The sequence below is a fragment of the Amphibacillus marinus genome, assembly GCF_900110345.1.
Lineage (GTDB): Bacteria > Bacillota > Bacilli > Bacillales > Amphibacillaceae > Amphibacillus_D > Amphibacillus_D marinus.
In genome coordinates, this window is the sequence record NZ_FODJ01000008.1 from 1 (window position 1) to 23363 (window position 23363).

Sequence of the window (23363 nt, forward strand, 5' to 3'; positions counted from 1 at the left end):
AAGTGATTTGTTCCCATAGGAGTCTACGGGACTGCTGAATGCTTGATGATAGGTATGCTTACCCCTTCTTTTATTTGTGTGAGCATAAATTGAAAGATTAAATACGTTTAAGTATGTATTAGGACTGTCCATTGATAACGCAGACACCTAATTAGATCTACATAATTAAGTGGAGACAGCCAATGGGCGAGACTCCGGAAGGAATAGCATCAGCCGAAGATCCACTTGAGGAGCGCTTCCTGCTACTCAAGTTAGCTGAGGCGATGCCTTCGGAAAGAGAGTCCATTGGCTGCCGGAACGGATCACTGTTCTAACCTTAATCGTTGCCCTGGTGATCGACTATCATTTTCTTAATGTTCGTATATTCATCTCTTATCAGTAATTATGAAATTGACTCAGGTGGCTCTTTTTTTTAAAAAAATACGCCAGGAATCAGATACATAATTAAAGAGATTAGGTAAAAGCTAACAAAAACTACACAATGAGTGGAGAGGAAAGCATGCGATTACGCTCTAGAAAACAAGAAAAGCACATTATTGAAAACATCTCAGATGATCACGATGTTAACCTTTCTGAAGTATTAGCAGAAAATATTGAGCTGACAAGTCAGATGCTTGGCCATAGTGAAGACCTTGTCATTAGACAATTCCAACTAAATGATATAAAAGCAGCGTTAATGTATATCGATGGGTTAATTAATCAACAGACTGTTTATATTGATTTACTTCATGAACTTATGTTAGATTCATCCGAATTAAAACGGACTAATAATAAAGCCATATTACCTGCTATAAAAGCAAATTTATTATCAGTTGGTTCAGTTACAGAAGTAAATACCATTGCTAGCATGTTAAAAGCCTTATTATCAGGTGATTCTATTTTATTAGTTGAACAACAAATATCTGGTCTGGCACTTAACACAAAGGGTGGTGAAAGTCGTGGGATTGAGAGTGTTACAACGCAAGAGGTGGTTAGGGGACCTAAAGAAGCATTTACCGAGCGCGTTGCTACTAATGTTTCATTAATTAGAAGGCGAATAAAAGATCCTAATTTATGGATGAAAAAGTACTGCATTGGTGAAAAAACGCAAACGGACGTAATTGTTACCTATTTAAATGGGGTCGCTAATGATGATATTGTTCAGGAATTAGACAAGCGCTTAAATGATATAAAGATAGATGCTATCCTTGAAGGCGGCTATATTGAAGAACTTGTACAGGACGATACGTATACGCCATTCCCAACTGTCTATAATTCGGAGCGTCCAGATGCAATATCAGCAGGCATTCTTGAGGGTAAAATTGCAATTATTGTAGACGGTACGCCGTTTGTATTATTGATTCCTGCTTTATTTGTCGACTTTTTACAATCAAGTGAGGATTATTATCAGCGAAGTGATATTGCTACTTTACTTAGGTTATTGCGTACCTTAGCTTTCTTCTTAGCTTTATTAACACCATCCTTATACATTGCTTTGACTATCTTTCATCAAGAAATGGTTCCAACAACCTTACTTATTAGTCTAACTGCTCAACGAGAGGGTATTCCATTTCCTGCGCTTGTCGAGGCACTTTTAATGGAAGTGACCTTTGAACTGTTACGTGAAGCAGGGATTCGATTACCCAGTACAGTTGGATCTGCTATTTCAATTGTTGGTGCACTAGTCCTAGGGCAGGCAGCTGTAGATGCTGGGATCGTATCTGCTACCATGGTTATTGTTGTATCCTTAACGGCAATTTGTAGCTTTATTTTCCCGTCGTATAATTTGGCAATTTCCGTCCGAATTTTACGGTTTGGTTTTATGTTTTTAGCTGCTTCATTCGGCTTATACGGTATTTTCACCGGAATGGTTTTTATGGTGCTACACCTGAATAGCTTAAGATCATTTGGAATTCCTTACTTAACACCGTTAGCGCCATTTGTTTGGCAAGGACAGAAAGATGTATTTGTTAGAGCGCCATTATGGAAAAAGCGTGAGCGGCCCCATTTAATTAGCCAAAAAAACATTGTCAAAAACCGAACCCATGCGCCTGAACCACCTAACGGAGGCCGCTAATGAGAATATTTCTTATTTCAATAATAACCGTACTATTACTTTCAGGTTGTTGGAGTGCAGTCGAACTCTCAGATATGATGCTAGCAACAGCGATTGGTATTGATTATCACGATGGCAAGTTCCAAGTTACTTTACAGGTTATTAATCCGTCTGAAATTGCTGCTAATCAGGATAAGGCGAATCGAACGTCAGTTACTAATTATACTGTGGAAGCAGATACCTTTTTTGAGGCCATTCGGAGGCTAACAGCTACCTCACCAAGGAAACTGTTCTTAAGTCATATTCGTGTCGTTATTTATGGTGAGGGTATGGCCCGCAGAGGAATTGCTGATACATTGGATTTTTTAATGCGTGATCATGAATTTAGGTCTGACTTTGTCATGACGATTGCTAAAGATACGACAGCCAAAAAAGTGCTCGGCATCGTATCGCCATTAGAGAATATTTCAGCTGAAAAAATATATACGAGTATTGAGTCGTCCGAAAAATTCTGGGCGCCTACGAAAGAGGTAAAATTAGATGAATTAGTTAACGCGATTTTATCTGATGGGAAGCAGGCAGTAATGACTGGTGTATTTATAAGGGGCGATGCTGAAAAAGGGAGTACCTTAGCCAATGTCGAGACCCAGGATCCCTATGCTACTATTTTTGTTGAGCATATTGGTGTGTTTAATGAGGATAAGTTAATCGGCTGGCTAAATGAAGATCAGAGTAAGGGGTTTAATTACATTACAGATAATATTGCCAGTACCGTTGGTCGGTTAATTTGGCAGGATGGACGCTATATTGTTTTAGAGACAACATCAAGTTCAACCGATCGATCAGTCGTTATTAAGGATGATGAAATAACCATTACTGTATCAGTAGAATCAACAGCAAATTTCGGGGAGGTAAATGCAGATGTGACCTTCCAAGATCAAGCGGTTATTCAAGAGATTGAGCGCTATGCAGCAGAAAGGTTGAATGAATTATTAGCACGAAGTATTGCCGTTGCCAAGGAATTTGAAACGGATATATTTGGTTTTGGTGAACTTATTCGTCGGGACTATCCCCATGAATGGGAAGCTAAATACAAAGAAAATTGGGATGAATACTTTCTAACGACTAATATCAAAATCGATTCCTCAGTTAGAATTGAGCATGGTGGTATGATTACCAATCCATTATATGACGAATTAATTCACAAACAAAGGGAGTGAAGTAGGCCATGCTGATCCAAATTTGTATGTTAATTATTATTAGTATTTGTCTAATTATGTACGAGTATAAACGCTACCAATCAAAAGATTTGTTGTTTTTTTTAGGGGGTATGCTTATTTCAGGTCTCTATGTGCTAAGTGCTATTTTAAAACTCGAGATAATAAGCTTTGCTGCTTTAATGGCAACGTTATTAAAGCCATTAAAAGAACCCGTTAAAAAGTGGCTAGCAAAGTATCGAATGTAGATTTGGAGGTATAGGTATGACAGAGAAAATAAGTTCAAAACAATTTCTCGTTTTAGTATTTATGAACTTACTAGGTACTTCTATCGTATTCATTCCCTCAATTGCGACAAGCTACGGACAAGAAAATGGCTGGATTACCGTGCTAATTTCCACAATTATCGGAATGGTGTTAATTCTTTTGTTTAATGCAACGGTTAGTAATGACGATACGCTTGATTTTTTTTCAGCTATTGATCAATCAGTCGGTAAAATCATCGGCAATGTGATTATAGGAGCGTTAATTATTTTTGCTTATTACACTGGAATTGCTAACATCTGGGCGCTATCAGAGTTTGTTGGGCTTCAAATTCTAATGGGAACCCCTCCTGCCGCAATAGCCTTAATATCGACAATGACGAGCTTAATTGCTGTTCGTTATGGAATAGAGGTTATTGCAAGAAGTATTGAAATTTTCTTTCCATTTACTATTTTAAGTTTAGTTCTTCTGGCCTTACTAGTATGGCCAGAGGCGCGGTTAGAAAATATTGAACCAATCATGCAATTGAACAAAATGAGTACTGTAATAGGTGCCATTCCATTAGTTGGAATGACTTTTCTGGAAGTGATTACTTTAGTCATTATCTTAAGCTCGGTCAATAATCGTAAAGATGGGAAAAGGGCTTTTTTATATGGTGGTCTTCTAGCTGGATTCTGCATGATGATTGTTACGTTTGCCTCAATAGCTGTTTTAGGTGTACAAGGAACAGTCCGACATACCTATCCCATTTATGTTTTAGGACAAAATATTCGCATTGCCCAATTTTTTGAAAGAATAGAGGTTTTAGTTGCGTTTATTTGGTTTTTTACAATATTCTTCAAAATAGCTACAACGAATTTCATTATTGTAAAAGCCGTTCAACACCTATTTAAGCTCAAGCGCCATCAAAGTATTTCAATTCCAGTAAGCTTCTTGTTATGGACGGGTTCAGTGACTAGTTTCCCTAATGTGTTTTATGATTTTGAAGCGATAAATTCAACGTATTTGGTCCTTGGTTTTATTGTTGGTTTTCTCATTCCCCTCTTTATTGTTGTGAGTAAAAAAATTAGTCAATTACGTAAAACGTAATAATTACTGTTTACAAAACGTAATGATTACGATATAATCACTTAGTAGATTATAGTAAGGGGGAAAACCAATGAAATTATTTTTTCGTGCATTAGGTATGTACATAACCATTTTAGTCTTGGTTGCTTGTGGAGCAACAGAGGAGGATGGCCAAGAAGATCAGACAGAGAGCGTGTTGCAGGTCTATACAACACTTTATCCACTTGAGTATTTCACTAATGAAATAGGTGGTGAATATGTTTCTGTATCTTCTGTTCTTCCACCTGGATCTGATGCGCATACCTTTGAACCGACCTCTAGGATGATGGTAGAGATAGCAGAAGCCGATTTATTCATTTTTAATGATCGTGAAATGGAAGCTTTTGCTCCGCAAATTCAAGAGGCACTTAACAATGAATCTGTTAGCTTCTTAGAAGCTTCAGCCAACTTGGAGAAAATGTTATATAACCATGGTCATGAAGATGAAGATGATCATAGTCACGATCATGATCATGAAGATGAAGGTGATCATAGTCACGATCATGGTCATGAAGATGAAGGTGATCATAGTCACGATCATGGTCATGAAGATGAAGGTGATCATAGTCACGATCATAACCATGAAAGTGATGATGATCATAACCACGACCACGATTATGAAGTGAAGAGGATCACAGTGATAATCATGCTGATGACGATCACGATCATGGTGAGTATGACCCTCATGTTTGGCTAAGTCCAAGATTATCAATACAGTTAGCCGAAGAAATTCTTACTGCCATTATTAAACTTATGCCAGAGCAAGAAGCGTATTTTACCAGTCAATTTAATACGTTGGCTGATAAATTAACGGAGCTTGATGAAAAGTTCTCGGAGGCCATTAATAAATATGAGAATAAAAAGATACTCGTTACTCATGCAGCATACGGTTATTGGGAAAGGGATTATGGTATTGAGCAAATTGCCATAACAGGTATTTCACCAACAGATGAACCTTCTCAACGTAAGCTTACAGAAATTTTAGATCTAATTGAGAATTCATCAATTAACCATGTTATTTTTGAGCAAAATATTCAACCGAGAGTTGCTTCAGTTATTCAGGACGAGGCTGGCTTAACGAGTCTACAGTTCCATAATCTGGAGGTTTTAACTCAAATTGATATAGATAATGAAGATGACTACTTTACATTAATGAATCATAATATATCAGTATTAGAAGAAGCTTTACAATAAACTGATAAGGTCAAGAAACCTCATTTGTTAAAGAAATGAGGTTTCTTTTTGGGTTATATATCAAACAGCGTTGGTTATGCAAATGTTTGTACGGCTCCAGCAAAAAAGGCCGCTTTCACCCAAGGGCACGAACGTGACATCTTCAGGCTCACAGGATGTGAGTCGGTTAGGCGTTGCGACACGAAGTCGCGCACTTAGTCTGACATTCCATATTCAGTGTCACGCTAGCACCCAAGGGCACAAGCATGACATCTTCAATTCTTCAGTGTCACGCTAGCACCCAAGGGCACGGTCTCAGCCTCTTTAGAAAGCAAAGACCACTTTTTTGTGGAGTCTTCGGACACGTGCTATTCCCGCAGGAGTCTCACCCATTGCTTATCTCCCCTTGGTGGAATGTTCATCAGGAATGAATCCGTTTAAAATCAGGAGTAGAAGGGGAAATAGTGCTTATTAGCGGTCATCCAGCTAAGGTGCTGGCATTTGCTGCTTCGAAAGCCGCCCTCTACTATCTTCTCGACCGACAAGGTGTAGCTCTAATACTGACATAAAGCGAACATATCCCCACTAAGGGTTAATAACGATAGCTTTATTTAAGAAAGGGCTAATTCATCAAACGAGTTACTGGTCCTGTCAATCCGTAGACTTAATCCTTCGCCCACCCCTCAGCCAGCTTAGCTAAACCTGGATATGTTGATGCGAAAGTTGAGTTACTAACCCCCATAAAGTATGTTGGTAATAAAGTACTGAGTCTTGCTTGGTCCTCTGACAAAAAAGCTTTGATCTCGTTTTAGAATTAAATTAATCGTGAAATAATGTTGTTAATTAGCTAAGCTGTGCTTGCCGAATTGTGCAGGAATACGTTAGAGTATAGATATCTTTAACTAAATTCGGGAGGCGAACTGATGACAAACCATTTTAATACGCAAGCAGTCCACTTTTCTACCAAAAAGGCTGATGATGTCCAAAGTAAGGTAACGCCAATCTTTCAAACCACAGCCTTTAAATTTAATGATTTAGCAGATATTGAGCGCTTTTATAATGGTGAAAAAGGTTACCTGTATTCTCGGGTAGGCAATCCTAATACCGATGAACTAGGAGAAGCAGTTGCTCACTTAGAAGCTACCTCTCAAGGAATAGCTGTTTCATCAGGACTAGCCGCAATTTTAATAGCAGTTCTGGCAGTTGCTAAAGCAGGTGATCATATTATTGCAGCAACAGATATTTACGGCGGAACATATGAGCTCTTTAATGCTGAACTAAAAAACTTTGGTATTGAGGTTAGTTTTATTGATTTTACTGATCAAACGCTCATGGAAAGTGCAATTAAAGAGCACACTGTCCTTATCTATTCAGAATCAATTACCAATCCGTTACTTAGAGTTGAGAATCTTGATACTATTGTTGATCTGGCGCGAAAATACGGTTTAAAAACGATTATTGATAATACATTTGCAACACCTTATTTGATTCAACCTTATAACAAGGGAATTGATCTTATTGTACATAGTGCTACTAAATATTTAGCTGGACATAGTGATGTAACGGCTGGGGTGGTAGTTGGATCAGAAGCGCTTATTAAACAAGCCAGAATAAGGGCAATTAATTTAGGGACGACGTTAAGTCCATTTGAAGCATGGTTAGCTAGCAGAGGGTTAAAAACATTAGCGATTCGAATGGAGCGCCAAGTTTCCAATGCTACTAAGTTAGCAGGTGCACTAGCAAACCATCCAGCAGTTGATTGTGTCTACTATCCTGAGCACGCCTCTGAAGCGGGTAATGGGGCCATTGTGTCGATTGATCTAACTAAGAACTGTAACATTGATGTGTTTTTTAAGTCATTGGAGTGGATCAAGATCGTCCCGACTTTGGCTGGTGTCGAAACGACAGTTTCTTATCCACGTTCCACCTCACATCGTGCATTAGCAATTGAGGAACAGGAATTATTAGGTATTACTCAGGGTCTTGTAAGAATATCGGTAGGAATCGAGAATTCAGCCGATATTATCTCTGTTTTTACCCAGGCAATTGACTTAGCAACAAACTAAAAAGGGGAATGATGATGCGACATGCAATTGTAACGGGCACATCGAAAGGCCTTGGTGCAGCTATCGCAAAGCATATGCTTCAACAAGGCGTGCATGTCAGTGGTCTGGCAAGGAATCAAAATAATGCGCTTAATGAAGTAGCTTTGCATCAGCAAACAACTTATCAACATTTTAGCTGCGATTTAACAGATGTAAAGCAAATAAAACAATGTTTTGCTAAAATTATTACCAATATTTTCAATAAGGAGACAGATTGTGTCTACTTGGTTAACAATGCAGCTACCGTACAACCAATTAATACGGTCTCAAAGCATCATCTTGATGACGTTCAGGCACACATGCAACTAAATTTATTAGCGCCGATGCACATAACCTCTTTGGCATTAAAAGCAGCTCATAAGGCAAATGTTAAGATAGTCATTGTAAATATTTCTTCGGGCGCAGCTAATCGTATTACTTATGGTTGGAGTGCGTATGGCGCATCAAAAGCAGGATTAAATCACTTCTCTGAGACCGCTGCTTTAGAAGAACGCGAGCTCAACAGCGATAATAAGATTATCATCTTTGATCCCAGCATAATGGACACCGGTATGCAAGGTGAGATTCGCTCTACAGATGAAATGGCATTTCAACAAGTTGAGCAATTTAAGCAATATCAGCTTGAACACAAGCTTCGGTCGGCTGATCAGGTAGCTAAAGTGCTGCTAAAGTTGCTAGGTGATGAAGATAATTTAGTAAGTGGTCAGCGTTATCATATTAATGATTATTTGTAACCTTAGCCATTTTAGCAGGCTTTTACCCAATTTTCTTAATAACCCTTCCCACTTTTGAGCTACCCACATATCCTATAAGTGACTCAAGTGGAAAAGGAGGGTTCAAGATGAGTGGAGGATATGGTTATGGCTCTGGATTTGCGTTAATTGTTGTTTTATTCATCTTATTAATAATTATCGGGGCATCTTGGGGATACGGCGGATACTAAATAGACTAAAGGGGATTCCAAATAGGAGTCCCCCTTTTTTGTCAGTAAAAACCATGGCCTAAACCTCTTTTACCGGACATTTATGTATTCTGATGGTTAATCCTTAATACAATGATAAAATATATGATATAGTATTTATGGGAAAGGAGAATGTTAAATGATTCAACGAAAGAGTAAACGTGAAATTGAATTAATGACAGCAGCTGGTGAATTGTTAGCAAACATTCATCAGGCCTTAGCAGACATTATTAAACCCGGTATGACAACGACGGAAATTGACCAATTTGTTGAGAACTACTTAAAAAAACACGGTGCAAGACCAGAGCAAAAAGGCTACAATGGTTACAAATTTGCTACCTGTGCCTCAATTAATGATGAAATATGCCATGGCTTTCCACGTAAAGAACCTTTAAACAACGGTGATATTGTAACCGTAGATATGGTTGTTAATCTAAATGGTGGCTTAGCTGATTCTGCTTGGACATACCAAGTGGGGGAAGTAGATGATAAAACAAGCAAGCTTTTAGATGTAACGAAAGCTTCCTTATATAGAGGAATTGAGCAGGCTAAGGCTGGTAATCGAATAGGCGATATTGGTCATGCTATTCAGCAGTATGCAGAATCAGAGGGGTTTTCAGTTGTGCGCGATTTTACTGGCCATGGTATTGGACCAACTATTCATGAGCAGCCGCATATTCCACACTACGGGCAACCTGGAAAAGGTGCGCGCTTAAAAGAGGGTATGGCTATTACAATTGAACCGATGATTAATGAAGGAACATGGCACAGTAAAATGGACGATAATAATTGGACAGCTAGAACTGTTGATGGCAAGAAATCGGCTCAATTTGAACACACCATTATTATTACCAAAGATAAACCACTTATCTTAACTGAACAAAAGGAAAGTTAGCTTACAGGCTAGCTTCTTTTTTTTGGTGTACTAGGTAAAGCTATTTAAATTAAGCAAGGAAACGTTTATAATTAATAAAATTATATAACGTGTTCAACCCTAAAAACTAAATTGACAAACCTATAAAAGGGGGTGGTGAGATGCAAGAAACTAGCCAGTTTAAACAGGGTTTGGTCGCAGGTGTTCCAATTATGCTTGGCTATCTGCCAATTGCGATTACATATGGTGTGCTGGCAAAACAGGCAGGATTAACTTTGCTTGAATTAACCAGTATGAGTGTCCTTGTCTATGCCGGTGCGGCTCAATTTATGGGTACAAATATGCTAGTGCTAGGCGCTGGCGTAGTCGAAATTGTACTAGCAACATTTGTTCTTAACTTTCGTCATTTTGTTCTTAGCCTATCTTTTATGTATCAGTCGCGAAGCTTTCCGCATCGATGGCGGGCATTACTCGCTCTTGGCTTAACAGACGAGACATTCTCAGTAGCATCGCTTAAAACAAAACAAACGAAAGAAGTAAAAGGGTATTATTTCTATGGTGCTTTATTTTTACAAGCATACTTATCTTGGGTAATCGGCTCGATCATTGGCGGAATTGTTGGTAATGTTATGCCAACTTCAATAAGCCAAAGCCTGGGAATTGCGCTTTATGCAATGTTTATTGCATTATTAGTGCCTTCTGTAACAAAAAACTTAAAATATGGTGCAGTTGCCATCCTTGCTATGGTGTTAAATTATACGTTCGGACACATCTTACAAGACGGCTGGGCAATAGTCCTATCAACTATTATCGCTAGTTTCTTTGGGAGCTTTTTAGTGAGGAGGCAATCATGATCAATCCTTTATTTATTATTATCCTTATGGCTGTCGTCACGGTCCTACCAAGACTTCTACCAGCCTTTATTGTTGATCGTATTAGATTCCCAGAATGGATGGGACGCTGGCTTGAGGTTATTCCGTATGCAGCATTAGGCGCATTAATCTTTCCAGGGGTAATTAACGTGATACCAGACCAGCCATACATTGGCTTAGCTGGTGGAACAGCCGCTATCTTATTATCAGTGTTTAAACTTCACATCGTAATCGTAGTATTAGGTGCTTCTCTTGTTGTTTATTTGCTTAACTAATTTATGTTCTCATTTAAGTTTTAACAGTATTATTTTTTAGAGAAAGAAATTAAGCATTTCTTTCTCTAAAGTAGATTTTACTTATTAGGCTCTACATGAATATGGGCATGTGGAATACCATGTTCCTCTGCCAATCTAGCTTCAATTCGATCAGTAATACGATGCCCCTCTTTTACAGTTATATAGGGGTCAACGTAGATCGTAATGTCGACAAAAATTTGATTGCCATGCCTACGACCTTTAATATCCTGAACTTTAATAACCTCGCCATCTTGAGCAATAATTTCTCTTATTTTTTCTACCGATTCATCATCAAATCCATCAGTGAGTGTATGACTTGTGCTCTTAAAGATATCCCAAGCAGCATAAATAATGATAAAACCAACGATAATACCAATAACGGGGTCAAGCCACGGCAAACCTATTCTTGTCAGTATTATTCCCAGAAAGGCACCAAAGCTAATGAGCGCATCAGACAAATTTCCTTGTGCTGTCGCGTGTAAAGAAGCACTATTCGTTTTTTTGGAGAGTTGGCGTACAAACCAATAGACACCAAACATAATTGCAGTAGAGCCTAATGATGTCCATGCGGCAAGCATGGTTGGTTCAGGAAGGTTTCCTGACAAAAGGTAGCTACTTGAACTTAAAATAACTTGTAAACCAACCGTTACCATAATAAAAGAAGCAATAAGGGCAGCAATTAATTCAGCTTTAAAATGTCCATAGTGGTGATCGTGATCAGGTGGCTTTCGCGATATCCTTAAGCCAATAAGTACAGCAACCGAGGTAATCACATCTGTGGTATTGTTTAAACCATCTGCTTGTAATGCTTGCGAATTAGCTAGTACAGATACGACTAGCTTGGTAGTGGCCAGTAGTAAATATGCAATGATACTTACCCATGCCCCACGCTCGCCTTCTTTTAATTGATCATAAGGATTCATTTCACTTCTTCCTTCCACAATTCATTCATACAGTAGTCTATCATCCCAAAGTCGTGTGGGTCTACAGAAACATGTGGTCTCTTACCCACACTAGTTTGTACCTAACAATGAAGTTGGTTCTGATCAAATTTATTTACTAAGGACAAGCACGTATAAGTTTTGTCTGCATATGATAGTAGTCAACCTTAATTTATTACATTAAAAGATTACTTTATTTAATATACCCGCTTCAAAATAAAATACCCCGTTCTGATCGTTTAATATTAAAGAAAAAGGGTATAGTGGTATATACCCAAGTAAATTAGAGAGAAGGGGCTGGAATCCATGAAAAAAGAAAAAATGTCTTATCGGTTATCCAATAACTATCAAGGCTTTGGAACAAGTATCATGGCCAAACGCGACTTATCCTTTGAAATTAAGCTCTTAGCTCAGTTAATAATGGATGAACTCATCTCAGAACGGAACAAGGCTAACTTTGATAACCAAATTGATCGAGCATTGCAGTCAAAGGACATTGCGTTATTTAAGCAGCTAAGTCAAGATAATCAACATTATTCTATCGAGTATTAAATTTTTCAACAGATGGGCGTGATGCTTATCTGTTTTTTGTTGCCAGATAGTGCTTATTGCAGACTGGAAAGCAAATAAGATAGGCTAGTTAAAATGGTAATATCTATCTGTTTTTCTTACCCATTGAGATATGCTATAGTAATGGTGAGAAAAGGAGATTTGTCTATGCGTTATTGTTTACTTTTATTAACCTTATTAATGTTAGGTGGTTGTAACCAGACTATTAATCAGCCGCTGCAAGTGCGTGAATTTGGTAGTGTCAAGAACTTTTTACACAATGAAAAAAACACCAAAGCTTTGGCGGTTTTCCGAAAGGTGGATAAAAATGTGGTTGAGGTCAGTTCACAATCGGGTTTGTTTGTGGTAAGTAATCCAGACGATGTAGACGTATATGTTAATAAACAACGTCAGCTCCCTGATGGTTATGTACCGCCTGATTTAATAGAGCCTAAGGTTGCTCATTATGCAGATAGTGGCGATGATCGTAGGCTAATGCGGGCAGAGGCAGCTGAAGCATTAGAGGCGTTATTCGAGGCTGCAACTACTGAGGGCTTAGATTTAGTCGCAATGTCAGGTTATCGATCCTATGACAGGCAGGCTATTATCTTTCAGAATAATGTTGACCGTAATGGCGAAGAGCATGCTAGAATGTTTTCTGCCCAGCCAGGGACAAGCGAGCATCAAACTGGGTTAGCAATGGATATTAGTGCAGCTTCTGCTTCTTTTGCATTGGAACAAGCATTTTCTAATACAGATGAAGGTAGTTGGTTAGCCGAGCAGGCTCATAAATTTGGTTTTATTATTCGTTATCCAGAAGATAAAATGGCCATTACAGGTTATGCTTATGAACCTTGGCATGTTCGTTATGTTGGGAATGATATTGCCCAGGCAATTTATCAGAAGAATTTAACTTTAGAAGAATATTTCGGCTATCATTTTGAAGAGGATAACAGCTAGGTTATCCTTTTCTTTTCTATTTAAAACGTGTTGTCCTGCCTTTGTATGGTAAAATAGTTTAAAAACCCAAAAGGAAGAGGGCATATTAATGAACAAGAGAATGGAATATGATACACTCGGATCTGTTGAAGTAGATGGAGATAAATATTGGGGTGCACAAACACAACGGAGTTTGGATAATTTTGCGATAGGAACCGAGAAAATGCCGGATAAATTAATTAATGCTTTTGTATTACTAAAGAAGGCAGCAGCAAAGGCGAATGGAAAGGTTAACCGCTTATCTCCTAAAAAAATAGCAGCGATTGAGTATGCTTGTGACCATGTGTTACAAAATGATTTAGCCACCCATTTTCCACTTGTTGTCTGGCAAACAGGTAGTGGTACGCAAACAAATATGAATGTCAACGAAGTACTTGCTTACATAGGAAATGAGCATCTCATTAAATCTGGTGAAGCAGATCGTCTCCACCCAAATGATGATCTTAATCAATCACAAAGCTCAAATGATACTTTTCCAACAGCGATGCACATTGCTGCCACCTTGGCACTAACAGAAACATTACTCCCAGCTGTTGAGCAGATGGTGCAAACGTTACAGAAAAAGCAGCAGCAATTTAACCAGATCGTCAAGATAGGTCGGACCCACTTGCAAGATGCAACGCCACTTACCTTTGGTCAAGAGATAAGTGGCTGGGTGCACATGCTTGAGAAGGCTAAGCAAATGCTTACAGACGATCAAAAATATTTGACTGAGTTAGCTATTGGTGGGACAGCAGTGGGGACAGGCATTAATGCAGATCCCAACTTCGGTGACTTAGTTGCAAAGCAAATTAGCGAGGATACCGGTATATTATTTCACTCAGCACTTAACAAATTCCATGCATTAACAAGCCATGATCAACTTGTTCGCGCTCACGGAAGTTTAAAAGCCCTGGCTGCTGATTTAATGAAGATTGCTAACGATGTTCGTTGGCTTGCCAGTGGTCCTAGGGCTGGACTGGGGGAAATTGAAATTCCTGCAAATGAACCTGGAAGTTCCATTATGCCTGGTAAAGTAAATCCAACGCAGGCTGAAGCTCTAACAATGGTGGTGGTTCAGGTCATGGGTAATGATGCCGCAATAGGATTTGCTGCTAGTCAAGGCAATTTCCAGTTAAATGTGTTTAAACCGGTTATTATCTATAATTTCTTACAGTCTGTGCAATTGCTATCAGACAGTATCATTTCTTTTAATCAAAAATGCCTGCAGGGTTTAAAGCCTATTGAAGAAAGGATGGCAGCCTATTTAAATCAGTCATTAATGTTGGTAACGGCACTAAATCCGCACATTGGTTACGAAAATGCAGCCAAAATTGCCAAAAAAGCATTTAATGAACAAATAACGTTAAAGAAAGCTGCCGTAGAGCTCAAGTTATTAACGGCGAGCCAGTTTGATAAGTGGGTGGACCCTAAGCAAATGATTTAGCTTCAACGCTATTGTTAGGAAAAAAATCTCTTCGTAACAAGTAATTGCCGTCAGTAAAAAGTTAAAAACCTTCCATACTATCATTAAGGGAGGTGAACAACAATGACTGAAAGAAATCGTACAAACAAACTAGTTGTTCCCGGCGTTGAACAAAAGCTAGAGCAATTAAAATATGAAATTGCCCAAGAATTTGGTGTTACCCCTGGTCCTAGTGAAACAGCTCGTGCCAATGGTTCAGTTGGTGGGGAAATCACAAAAAGACTTGTTCAGCAAGCGCAGCAACAAATTGGACCAAGGTCATAATTGTTAGGTATCTAGTTGAACTGCTAGATACCTTTCTCATTTTAAGTGCGTAAAAAGAGAGGTGCTGTAATTGCAAGCACCTCCCATATAAAAGGGGGGTATACACTATTTAATTCTTTCTTCAGTTTCAAGATCAAAGAAGTGGCATTTATGCATGTCAAACGCAAGCTGCAATGATTCTCCACCATTAATATCAGTACGTGAATCAACACGAGCAATAAATTCTTGTTCAGAAAGCTTAGAGTAGAGATATGACTCTGAGCCCATTAACTCAGCAACTTCAATTTCAGCTGTAATAGTTGAGCCAGGATTTGCATCAAGGAAGACAGGCTCATCATGAATATCTTCAGGACGCACACCAAGAACAACCTCTTTACCGACATACCCTTGCTCACGTAACACCTTCATTTTTCCTTCAGGTACTTGAATGGTTTGTTTAGGTGAAACACGGAATCCTGATTCCTCTAAGGTTCCATTAAAGAAGTTCATTGCAGGCGATCCAATAAAACCAGCAACGAAAATGTTGTCAGGTAAATCGTATACTTCTTTTGGAGCACCTACTTGTTGAATTAAGCCATCCTTAAGAACAACAATTCGTGTCGCCATTGTCATCGCTTCAGTTTGATCGTGCGTTACATAAATAGTTGTTGTTTGAAGACGTTGATGCAACTTTTGGATTTCAGCACGCATCTGTCCACGTAGTTTAGCATCAAGGTTTGATAAAGGCTCATCCATAAGAAAAACCTTTGCATCACGGACAATTGCCCGACCGAGTGCCACACGCTGACGCTGACCACCAGAAAGCGCTTTTGGCTTACGATCCAAGTAAGGCTCTAAACCAAGGATCTGTGCTGCGTTTTTTACACGACGCTCAATTTCGTCTTTACGGAATTTTCGAAGTTTTAAACCAAATGCCATATTATCATATACATTCATGTGCGGATAAAGGGCATAGTTTTGGAAAACCATTGCAATATCACGATCTTTAGGTGCAACATCATTCATTAATTTATCATCAATATAAAACTCACCAGATGTAATTTCCTCTAATCCAGCAATCATACGTAGAGTCGTTGACTTACCACAACCAGATGGACCAACGAATACAATAAATTCTTTATCCTTGATCTCAAGATTAAAATCATCAACAGCTTTGACGCCGTCCTTTTCATATACTTTATCAATATTTTTTAGTACTAACTCAGCCATTGTTAAATCCTCCTTAATTTTTGAAAGCGTTTTAACTTATATGGCTAGTGTACAAAAAACGACTGAGAAGGTAAATGGTAAGAGTGCACAAAGAAGTTATAATCAAATTGTGCACGTTTACATTTTTTCGTTAACCAGGCATTATGGTGACTAAACAAAGTGCCTTTGAATAAGTAAAACTAAGTAGACGGAAAGCGCGCCTTCAAACTGTTTGACATCAATTCCAGTTTTTTCAATGAACTTATCAATTCGATACTGAAGACTATTTCTATGCATATACATTTCTTTGGCAGCGAGCGTTGTATTTGAATTAGATTCAAGATAAGTTTGGATTGTTCGCAATAAGCTTTCGTCTTCTGCACAATCTTTTAAAATAGCTGCTACTAAAAAATTAATCATATCGTGATCTTGAAGGGATGGTAATAAGTATGGGACTGCCATGACATAGGTCATCACGGCTTTAATGCTATACTGATTAATTTGGCTATAGCATGTTTCTATCCATTTAAAATAATAATTTGCTTTATTAAGGTCAGTTAAATAGGGGCCGACTAGAAATTTCACATCTACATAAAAGTCACTAGCAAATACTTCAATCATTTCATAGTATGCTTTAATATTTTGATCCTCTGAGGTTTTTTCCTCAATAATTATTCCTTTATCAGTTGTTACCCAAATAATAGCTGGTAGCTCAGAGTAAAGTCCATCAATTGCTGCTCTAAAGTCAATAGGATCAATCTCTGCTTTCGAAAGTGAGAAATAGATAAATCTGAATTTACTAACTGGTTGAGATGGAAAAGAACCATCTTCAAATAAAAGCCTAAACCACTGTTTTTCACGAGCAGTAATCGGGGGATAAGCACTAGATAAAGGCGTTAGTAGTAAAGCTAATAGTGCGTGATCTTTTTCATTAATATCTTCTTTCTTAATGCCAATAACGTCATTTGTCTCAGTGGTAAACCAACTGTAATTGTCAGAAGTTGCTTGACTGTTTTGCTCAACTGTAATGAGACTTGGAAAAATTTTTTTAAGTCGCTTGATCATTTTACATAGCCTCACTTTTAACTTTTTTTCTCATTATAGCAAATAGGCAGGATATTGCCCATAGCTAGTCCATTGAGAAAGGTTCTTAGTAACTGGAATGAATATGTAAATGGGCAATCCTACGCCAATAAGCTGTTTTCATTTGGCTTAAGGACATAAGTTTGTTATAGTGGAACAGTGAAAAATATCGGTCAAAGTCGTGACCATTAAATTTAGGAGGATTTTCTTTAATGTCTAATATTCAAGCAAGTGCTACTGCATTAGAGCAAGCTATTCGCGAGAGTGATGAATTTAAGGATTTAAAAGGTGCGTATGATGCTGTTATGACTGACGAAATTGCCAAGAAAATGTTTGACGATTTTAGAAATACACAAATGGAATTACAGCAAAAGCAAATGCAGGGAATTGAAATAACACAAGAAGAAGTTGATCAAGCACGCAAGGTTGTTGAAACTGTTCAACAACATGAACAAATCTCAAAGCTGATGGAACAGGAACAACGTGTTAATGAATTAATTAATAACATTAGTCGCACAATTACTAAGCCATTAGAGGAATTGTACGGATCAGAAGCATAGAAGCTGAAGATATAATCAAGAAACACCTCCAATTTTTAGAGAACATCTAAATTGGAGGTGTTTTTTCAAATAGACTAACCAGCTAAAATAAAAAAAGTCCGGCACTAAACCGAACTTATTTTTTGAAAATTATTATTCTTAAGTATTTCTTTCCATCACTTTATCAATTAAACCATATTTTTGCGCGGCGGCAGCAGTCATAAAATTATCACGGTCTGTATCTTTTTCAATAATTTCAAGTGGTTGACCAGTCCGATCGGAAAGTATTTGATTTAGTTTTTCACGCATTTCAATAATACGTTTTGCATGGATTTGAATATCAGAAGCCTGCCCTTGTGTACCACCTAATGGTTGATGAATCATTACTTCACTATTTGGTAACGCATAGCGCTTACCTGGCGCTCCAGCAGCTAATAAGAATGCTCCCATTGATGCCGCCATACCGACACAGATAGTAGATACCGCAGGCTTAATAAATTGCATGGTGTCATAGATTGCCATACCAGCTGTGATTGATCCACCTGGAGAGTTAATATAGATTGAAATATCCTTATCTGGACTTTCAGCCTCTAGAAAAAGCAACTGAGCCACAATGCTATTTGCAACATTGTCATCAATAGCACTTCCAAGCATTATAATGCGATCCTTCAATAAACGAGAATAAATGTCATAAGCACGTTCACCACGGTTGGTTTGTTCAATAACTGTAGGGATTAAATTCATTTGTAATTCCTCCTTAAACAATAATGATCTAAAAATCTTTGTACCTCTATATTACCTATATGGTCAAAAAAGGTCAAACGAAACAACTTTTTAACAAGCACTAATGACATTTTCCCCACTGTTTTGGTAATCTAAACGCAAAAATTATTATAACAGAGCTGAAGTTTTTTTGCTTTTTACAATAAAAGCGTAATTTTTCATTGAAAAGCTAGCTTGAATCGGCTATAATATTTTTTGTCTGTTATTAATATGCGCTCGTAGCTCAGGGGATAGAGCATCGGTTTCCGGTACCGTGAGTCGGGGGTTCGAATCCCTCCGAGCGCGCTAAAAGCTGTTATATTGCTGTTGCTAACTGATAGGTCGGTTGAATAGCTTTAGGAATAGCGCACGGTCTAAACCTTCTTCTTGCGATAAGTCATGACGTAAGAAGGGGGTTTTTTTCATTTGCCAGAGTGAAAATGAATTCCTATTTTAATGCTTAAGTCAAAAATGAAAATGCATTGAACCTGTTTATGACTTAACTTAGGAAAACCTGAAAACCATTTGCTGTCGGATAATTATGACGTAAAATTCGCTTTTAAGCATCTCTTAATTAATATATGCAGGTCAGCCCTGTTAAACACAGCTAACCCACAATAGCCTTTTTATATTTATTATGTTAGTAATGTTTATTTGAAAAACAGCGTTTAATAGCCAAATTGGTTTGCTTTACGTATAGAAGTAAATAAAATAGTTCGGAAATCAATAACCTAGTTCGTAAATGAAGTGTTTCTTACTTTCCAGTCTTCAAGCTTAATAAATACCCAGAAGCCGTAGATTCCAAAGGTTATTAGCGTTAATAACCACCATTTAATCCAATGACCAAATAGGCCAACAGCAGAGCCGGTAAACCGTAGTCGTCTGCCTTCAATAACAGTATGATTTATTTTCCATCCATAGATCATTGTAAGTGCTAATGGATAAGCTAAACCAAAAGTAACTGCGGTAACAATTGTTCCTAATATTTTCCATCCGATATATTGAGCTAATCCACCATCGAAGAAACTTTGTTCACCTCTTCTTGTTTCTTGAGCTCTTGATTCAATTAGTGCATGCATTGGCAAATCTCCTTTAATTTTCATATAATTGTGCGATAAATGCTAAAAAAGGCTAAAGCTACTATACCATAAATGTGAGCTAATGGATTACAAAACATGCCATGCATGTTTAATAATTTACGGTAGAAGCTATTAATGGAGGTGCTGATAAATGGAAAGAACAGACAAGCACTGCTCTTGTCGTTGTGCAAACAACAACCATGATGATCGAGAAGTGGCTAAGCCATTATCAAGAGATTATGAACAAGAATTTGCAAATGAGCTCACGGCTATTGAAGATAGACAACATATTTGTCGTAAAAGTAAACCTGCTAAAAAATAGTCACTCATTTTTCCGTTATTAAATTATTTCCAATTAAGACGCACTTCATTGTGAGGTTGCGTCTTTTTATCCCTTTGAAATAAGAAAAGGAGGTGCGACTAATGAGTCAAGAGAAGGAGAAATGGTCAGAAAAGCGAGAGGAGGAGACGAAGAAAGTTAAACCTCGTCCGAAGAAGAACTTTGAAGAATTTGCAGCAGAGGAACCAATGACGCCAGTGGAATTAGATCGTAATATTATTCCGAAAAAATGCTAATAAAATAACAATGCCCCTTCTTTACTGGTTAGGAAGGGGGTGAACACGTGCTATAAAATTTTGTCGATTGAAACCAATAAATGATTATATAAAAGAAAGTAAGAGATAAGCTAATTGCTGCTATCACATCTGTCAAAAAATGGGCATTTGAGATTATTCGATTTAAAGCGACAAGTAAAATACATCCTCCCGCTAAACCATTTAGTAATATTTTTTTACTGCTGGTAAAGAGAAATTTTACCAGATAAAGCAAAGAAAGAACTAAGATAGTCACTCTCATTACATGGCCGCTAGGGAAGCTATAAGAAGCTAGCTCCAATTCAAAATTGAATAACCGGATAACACGTTCAGAACCTGGTCGCTCTCTTTGAAATAAAATTTTGACAAAAAAGTTTAGAATGATCCCAGTAGCATTTACCGATAGAAACAGGAAGGTTAGCAAGTAATACCTTTTAAGCAGCAGATAGCTTATCGTAACAAGAGAGCAGATGATCATAAATTCTACCGAACCAAGCAATCCAAACCGGTTTAGCAATGGCGTAAATGGTTGTTCAACAAGTTTAAGTCGTAAACTGTGACCAAGCTGGTCAATACCAGCTTGATTTAATACCATTGATAGACTGGTTATTAGAAAGATGGTTAGAGGAAGTGTAATTTTGCTAATTTTAGTCATTGTTAACACCTTGACCTTTCTTTGTTCAAAAAAAGTTAGCTTACAGCTTAACATAGATGATCAATCCAAGCTAGGTTGACAACAAAAAAATTGTCGTTTAACATGTTAGATATAAACAGAATATTCCTCGTTAGGTGAGGCTCCTGTGCTGGAGATACGCTGCTGCCCAAAAACGTCCAAAGACGCCAATGGGTCAACAGGAACTATCGAATTAAGGTGGTTTTTAATGTAGCTGGATTTGATCCTATGCCGCACAGTGCTAAAGCTCTACGAATGGAGGCTAACAGTTTATTTGATATGTGATAAATATGTAGAGCACACTTCCGTTCTTAGAGGTGTGCTTTTTTTAGTTGACAGATACTAAATAGTTAAGCTGTTTTAAGGACCAAATCATTAGGAATACTGTTTAAATGACCATAATAAAGGGGGGAGTCGGCATGGCAAATAGTTCTGATCCCGATTCATATTGTAGGAAGCATTTTTTAATAAGAGCCGATTCGCACTCTCTGGAACGAGGCTCCTAAACAAGGAGGAATTTATAATGGTTAAGTTTGAACAGTTTATTCGGGAGCATTATGCAACTGAGGTATTAAATCATTTAAAGAATCGAGATAAAGAGCAGTTTCGAGAGCTCTTCTTGGATCTTCATCGAACAAACCAAATGGACATTTTTATCCAGTTAAATCAACAGTTACGTAGTCAACTTTATAGCATGGTGTCTGGTAATGAATTCGCTGATGTATTTGAAGGGCTAGATTTAGCAAAGCAAAAGCAGGTTATTCAAGAACTAGATGAGCGTTATATTGCTGCGATATTTAATACCATTTCAACAGATGAAATAGCTGATTTTCTTGCTGAACTAGACCCGAGTGAAGCTAACAAAATTCTAAATACGATTGACAATAAAAGAGCAATTGTTATTCGCGAGCTGTTGAGCTATCCGATTGAAACTGCGGGTGGTATTATGGCGAAAGAATTTGTTGCTGTTAAAGCTACTGATAAGGTCAGTGAGGTTATTGATAATTTGCGGTTTTCAGCACCTAACGCAGAAACAATTTACTATTTATATGTTTTAGACACAGAGGCTTGCTTAGTTGGGGTATTATCTCTACGTGATTTAATTATTGCTCCTGCTTTTGAGACAATTGAGCACATTATGAGTACAGATGTCATCTCAGTTACTACTGAGATGGACCAAGAAGATGTCGCAAAGATTATGCAAAAGTATGATTTTTTAGCAATGCCGGTCGTGACTAAGAAGAATGTGCTAACAGGAATTATTACCATCGATGACGTAATGGATATTATGGAGGATGAAATGTCTGAGGATTTTGATGAGTTTATTGGGGCAAAGGGTGGAACAGATTTAAACATAAGTTCTTTTGAAGCAGCTAAAAAACGTGCACCATGGATTGTATTATTAGCTTTTACAGGGTTGTTAACGGGTGGTATCATTGATTTCTTTGAAGCGGCCTTAGAAGAGGTCGTTCTGCTCGCCGTATTTATCCCATTAATTATGGACTCAGCCGGTAATGCCGGGACACAATCATTAGCAGTTATTGTACGTGCGATGGCAACCGGTTCAAGCGAGAAAAAGAGTATCTGGCAGACGATTAAACGGGAGTTTGGTACCGGCTTAATACTTGGTGTGATTGTAGCTATTGTATTGTTAATTCTAGTACCCATTGTATATGGTAGTTTTATTTTAGCTTTAATCGTCGCGGCTTCACTATTTATTACGTTGAGTTTTTCAACAATCTTTGGTGGATTAGTTCCGATTGTAATTAACAAACTTAAGCTAGACCCTGCAATTGCATCAGGTCCATTTATTACAACGGTTAATGACGTGCTAGGTTTATTTGTCTATTTTACCATTGCTTCAACTTTTATATCGTATTTATAATCGTTTTAACCGTACTCTAGTCGGAATCTAAACCAAGCTATTCTTAAACAAAGTTTTAACGAAGTATTGTTTTTTTGTAAATCTGGTTTATAATAACTTGATAAGCAACTATTTCACATCGCGTATCTGGGGGTGAGGTCGTGAAATATGTTTATTGGTTTCTTTTTGTGCTTTTAATCATTTGGGAAACAAGCGCATTGCAGAATATTTTTGGATTTTCTATATTTTGGCAGTATACGGCGAACATCATTTTTATTGGTTATTTCGCATATTTACTAGATATAAGGTTTCGGTTAATCTCTAGGTGGCTAGCCGAAAGAGTAACTAAGTCGCGTAAATTCGCGCAGCGAAGTTAGAATCTTTTTTAAAAAAATGTTAAAGTTTAAGTGCACAGTATTTAATGCTGATGCACTTTTTTTATAAAGCAAACGATAATGT

Annotated in this window: 25 protein-coding genes, 1 tRNA gene, 1 pseudogene and 1 riboswitch; of the genes and pseudogenes, 21 read left to right on the top strand and 6 right to left on the bottom strand. The window is 37.7% G+C overall.

Going from position 1 to position 23363, the window contains the following annotated elements; all coding sequences use genetic code 11:
* The first annotated feature begins 499 nt into the window (after positions 1 to 499).
* The 12 genes and pseudogenes from BM000_RS10965 (at position 500) to BM000_RS11020 (ending at position 10883) form a co-directional block, all read left to right on the top strand.
* Positions 500 to 2056 (top strand): spore germination protein, encoded by a 1557-nt coding sequence (locus BM000_RS10965; protein WP_091498148.1) that lies wholly within the window; start codon positions 500 to 502, stop codon positions 2054 to 2056.
* Entirely contained in the window at positions 2056 to 3255 is a 1200-nt protein-coding gene (locus tag BM000_RS10970) for a Ger(x)C family spore germination protein (RefSeq protein ID WP_091498151.1), read from the top strand. The genes BM000_RS10965 and BM000_RS10970 overlap by 1 nt, the downstream gene beginning before the upstream one ends.
* 8 nt (positions 3256 to 3263) lie before the next feature.
* Positions 3264 to 3500: a hypothetical protein gene (locus BM000_RS10975; RefSeq protein ID WP_091498153.1), complete on the top strand. Its 237-nt coding sequence runs from the start codon at positions 3264 to 3266 to the stop codon at positions 3498 to 3500.
* Between the two features lie 16 nt (positions 3501 to 3516).
* The gene (locus BM000_RS10980) at positions 3517 to 4605 is read left to right on the top strand and encodes a GerAB/ArcD/ProY family transporter (protein ID WP_091498156.1); all 1089 of its coding nucleotides are present in this window, start codon (positions 3517 to 3519) and stop codon (positions 4603 to 4605) included.
* 70 nt (positions 4606 to 4675) lie between these two features.
* The gene (locus tag BM000_RS10985) at positions 4676 to 5320 is read left to right on the top strand and encodes a metal ABC transporter substrate-binding protein (RefSeq protein ID WP_091498159.1); all 645 of its coding nucleotides are present in this window, start codon (positions 4676 to 4678) and stop codon (positions 5318 to 5320) included.
* A 5-nt stretch (positions 5321 to 5325) separates the two neighbouring features.
* Positions 5326 to 5817: pseudogene (locus tag BM000_RS10990) on the top strand (metal ABC transporter solute-binding protein, Zn/Mn family); the annotation flags it as partial.
* A gap of 902 nt (positions 5818 to 6719) precedes the next feature.
* The gene (locus BM000_RS10995) at positions 6720 to 7862 is read left to right on the top strand and encodes a trans-sulfuration enzyme family protein (protein ID WP_091498166.1); all 1143 of its coding nucleotides are present in this window, start codon (positions 6720 to 6722) and stop codon (positions 7860 to 7862) included.
* A gap of 14 nt (positions 7863 to 7876) precedes the next feature.
* On the top strand, positions 7877 to 8635 hold the full coding sequence (locus tag BM000_RS11000) for a (S)-benzoin forming benzil reductase (RefSeq protein WP_091498168.1): 759 nt from the start codon (positions 7877 to 7879) through the stop codon (positions 8633 to 8635).
* A 107-nt stretch (positions 8636 to 8742) separates the two neighbouring features.
* Entirely contained in the window at positions 8743 to 8844 is a 102-nt protein-coding gene (locus BM000_RS11005; protein ID WP_091498171.1) for a YjcZ family sporulation protein, read from the top strand.
* Between the two features lie 157 nt (positions 8845 to 9001).
* On the top strand, positions 9002 to 9757 hold the full coding sequence (gene map / locus BM000_RS11010) for a type I methionyl aminopeptidase (protein WP_091498174.1): 756 nt from the start codon (positions 9002 to 9004) through the stop codon (positions 9755 to 9757).
* A 140-nt stretch (positions 9758 to 9897) separates the two neighbouring features.
* Entirely contained in the window at positions 9898 to 10590 is a 693-nt protein-coding gene (locus tag BM000_RS11015) for an AzlC family ABC transporter permease (RefSeq protein ID WP_091498177.1), read from the top strand.
* Positions 10587 to 10883 carry an AzlD domain-containing protein gene (locus BM000_RS11020; protein WP_091498179.1) on the top strand — a complete coding sequence of 99 codons (297 nt, stop codon included), beginning with the start codon at positions 10587 to 10589 and terminating at the stop codon, positions 10881 to 10883. Before BM000_RS11015 ends, BM000_RS11020 begins: the two co-directional genes overlap by 4 nt.
* 77 nt (positions 10884 to 10960) lie before the next feature.
* Here the strand turns inward: BM000_RS11020 and BM000_RS11025 are convergent, their stop codons facing one another.
* Positions 10961 to 11827, bottom strand: coding sequence for a cation diffusion facilitator family transporter (locus BM000_RS11025; protein ID WP_091498183.1), 867 nt, complete (start codon positions 11825 to 11827; stop codon positions 10961 to 10963).
* A gap of 324 nt (positions 11828 to 12151) precedes the next feature.
* Between BM000_RS11025 and BM000_RS11030 the strand changes: the two genes are divergently transcribed.
* The 4 genes from BM000_RS11030 to BM000_RS11045 all read left to right on the top strand — a co-directional run bounded on the left by BM000_RS11030 (position 12152) and on the right by BM000_RS11045 (position 15122).
* Positions 12152 to 12397 carry an IDEAL domain-containing protein gene (locus tag BM000_RS11030; protein ID WP_091498185.1) on the top strand — a complete coding sequence of 82 codons (246 nt, stop codon included), beginning with the start codon at positions 12152 to 12154 and terminating at the stop codon, positions 12395 to 12397.
* A gap of 165 nt (positions 12398 to 12562) precedes the next feature.
* Positions 12563 to 13354 (top strand): M15 family metallopeptidase, encoded by a 792-nt coding sequence (locus tag BM000_RS11035; RefSeq protein ID WP_091498187.1) that lies wholly within the window; start codon positions 12563 to 12565, stop codon positions 13352 to 13354.
* Between the two features lie 88 nt (positions 13355 to 13442).
* Complete coding sequence (gene fumC, locus BM000_RS11040) at positions 13443 to 14819, top strand: class II fumarate hydratase (RefSeq protein ID WP_091498190.1); 1377 nt, start codon at positions 13443 to 13445, stop codon at positions 14817 to 14819.
* Positions 14820 to 14921: 102 nt separating this feature from the next.
* A complete protein-coding gene (locus BM000_RS11045) occupies positions 14922 to 15122 on the top strand; it encodes an alpha/beta-type small acid-soluble spore protein (RefSeq protein WP_091498193.1) in 201 nt (66 codons plus the stop codon).
* Positions 15123 to 15227: 105 nt separating this feature from the next.
* On the opposite strand, the gene BM000_RS11050 is transcribed toward BM000_RS11045, so the two are convergent.
* Positions 15228 to 16331, bottom strand: a complete 1104-nt coding sequence (locus tag BM000_RS11050) for an ABC transporter ATP-binding protein (RefSeq protein WP_091498196.1) — start codon at positions 16329 to 16331, stop codon at positions 15228 to 15230.
* A 150-nt stretch (positions 16332 to 16481) separates the two neighbouring features.
* Positions 16482 to 17375 (bottom strand): PucR family transcriptional regulator, encoded by an 894-nt coding sequence (locus BM000_RS11055; protein WP_091498199.1) that lies wholly within the window; start codon positions 17373 to 17375, stop codon positions 16482 to 16484.
* Between the two features lie 230 nt (positions 17376 to 17605).
* On the opposite strand from BM000_RS11055, the gene BM000_RS11060 reads away from it, so the two are divergent.
* Positions 17606 to 17953: a YlbF/YmcA family competence regulator gene (locus BM000_RS11060; protein WP_091498204.1), complete on the top strand. Its 348-nt coding sequence runs from the start codon at positions 17606 to 17608 to the stop codon at positions 17951 to 17953.
* A 138-nt stretch (positions 17954 to 18091) separates the two neighbouring features.
* Here the strand turns inward: BM000_RS11060 and clpP are convergent, their stop codons facing one another.
* Entirely contained in the window at positions 18092 to 18676 is a 585-nt protein-coding gene (gene clpP, locus BM000_RS11065) for an ATP-dependent Clp endopeptidase proteolytic subunit ClpP (protein WP_091498210.1), read from the bottom strand.
* A gap of 251 nt (positions 18677 to 18927) precedes the next feature.
* Here clpP and BM000_RS11070 point away from each other — a divergent pair.
* A tRNA-Arg gene (locus tag BM000_RS11070) sits at positions 18928 to 19000 on the top strand.
* Positions 19001 to 19425: 425 nt separating this feature from the next.
* Here the strand turns inward: BM000_RS11070 and BM000_RS11075 are convergent.
* Positions 19426 to 19773, bottom strand: coding sequence for a YjgN family protein (locus BM000_RS11075; RefSeq protein ID WP_091498215.1), 348 nt, complete (start codon positions 19771 to 19773; stop codon positions 19426 to 19428).
* A gap of 151 nt (positions 19774 to 19924) precedes the next feature.
* Between BM000_RS11075 and BM000_RS16790 the strand changes: the two genes are divergently transcribed.
* Both BM000_RS16790 and BM000_RS16795 read left to right on the top strand, forming a co-directional pair.
* The gene (locus tag BM000_RS16790) at positions 19925 to 20095 is read left to right on the top strand and encodes a hypothetical protein (protein ID WP_177178281.1); all 171 of its coding nucleotides are present in this window, start codon (positions 19925 to 19927) and stop codon (positions 20093 to 20095) included.
* Between the two features lie 101 nt (positions 20096 to 20196).
* A complete protein-coding gene (locus BM000_RS16795) occupies positions 20197 to 20349 on the top strand; it encodes a hypothetical protein (protein WP_177178282.1) in 153 nt (50 codons plus the stop codon).
* 28 nt (positions 20350 to 20377) lie between these two features.
* Here the strand turns inward: BM000_RS16795 and BM000_RS11080 are convergent, their stop codons facing one another.
* Complete coding sequence (locus tag BM000_RS11080; RefSeq protein WP_177178283.1) at positions 20378 to 21022, bottom strand: phosphatase PAP2 family protein; 645 nt, start codon at positions 21020 to 21022, stop codon at positions 20378 to 20380.
* 119 nt (positions 21023 to 21141) lie between these two features.
* Positions 21142 to 21308: riboswitch (M-box (ykoK) riboswitch) on the top strand.
* 255 nt (positions 21309 to 21563) lie between these two features.
* On the opposite strand from BM000_RS11080, the gene mgtE reads away from it, so the two are divergent.
* The gene (gene mgtE, locus BM000_RS11085; protein ID WP_091498224.1) at positions 21564 to 22925 is read left to right on the top strand and encodes a magnesium transporter; all 1362 of its coding nucleotides are present in this window, start codon (positions 21564 to 21566) and stop codon (positions 22923 to 22925) included.
* Positions 22926 to 23363 lie beyond the last annotated feature (438 nt).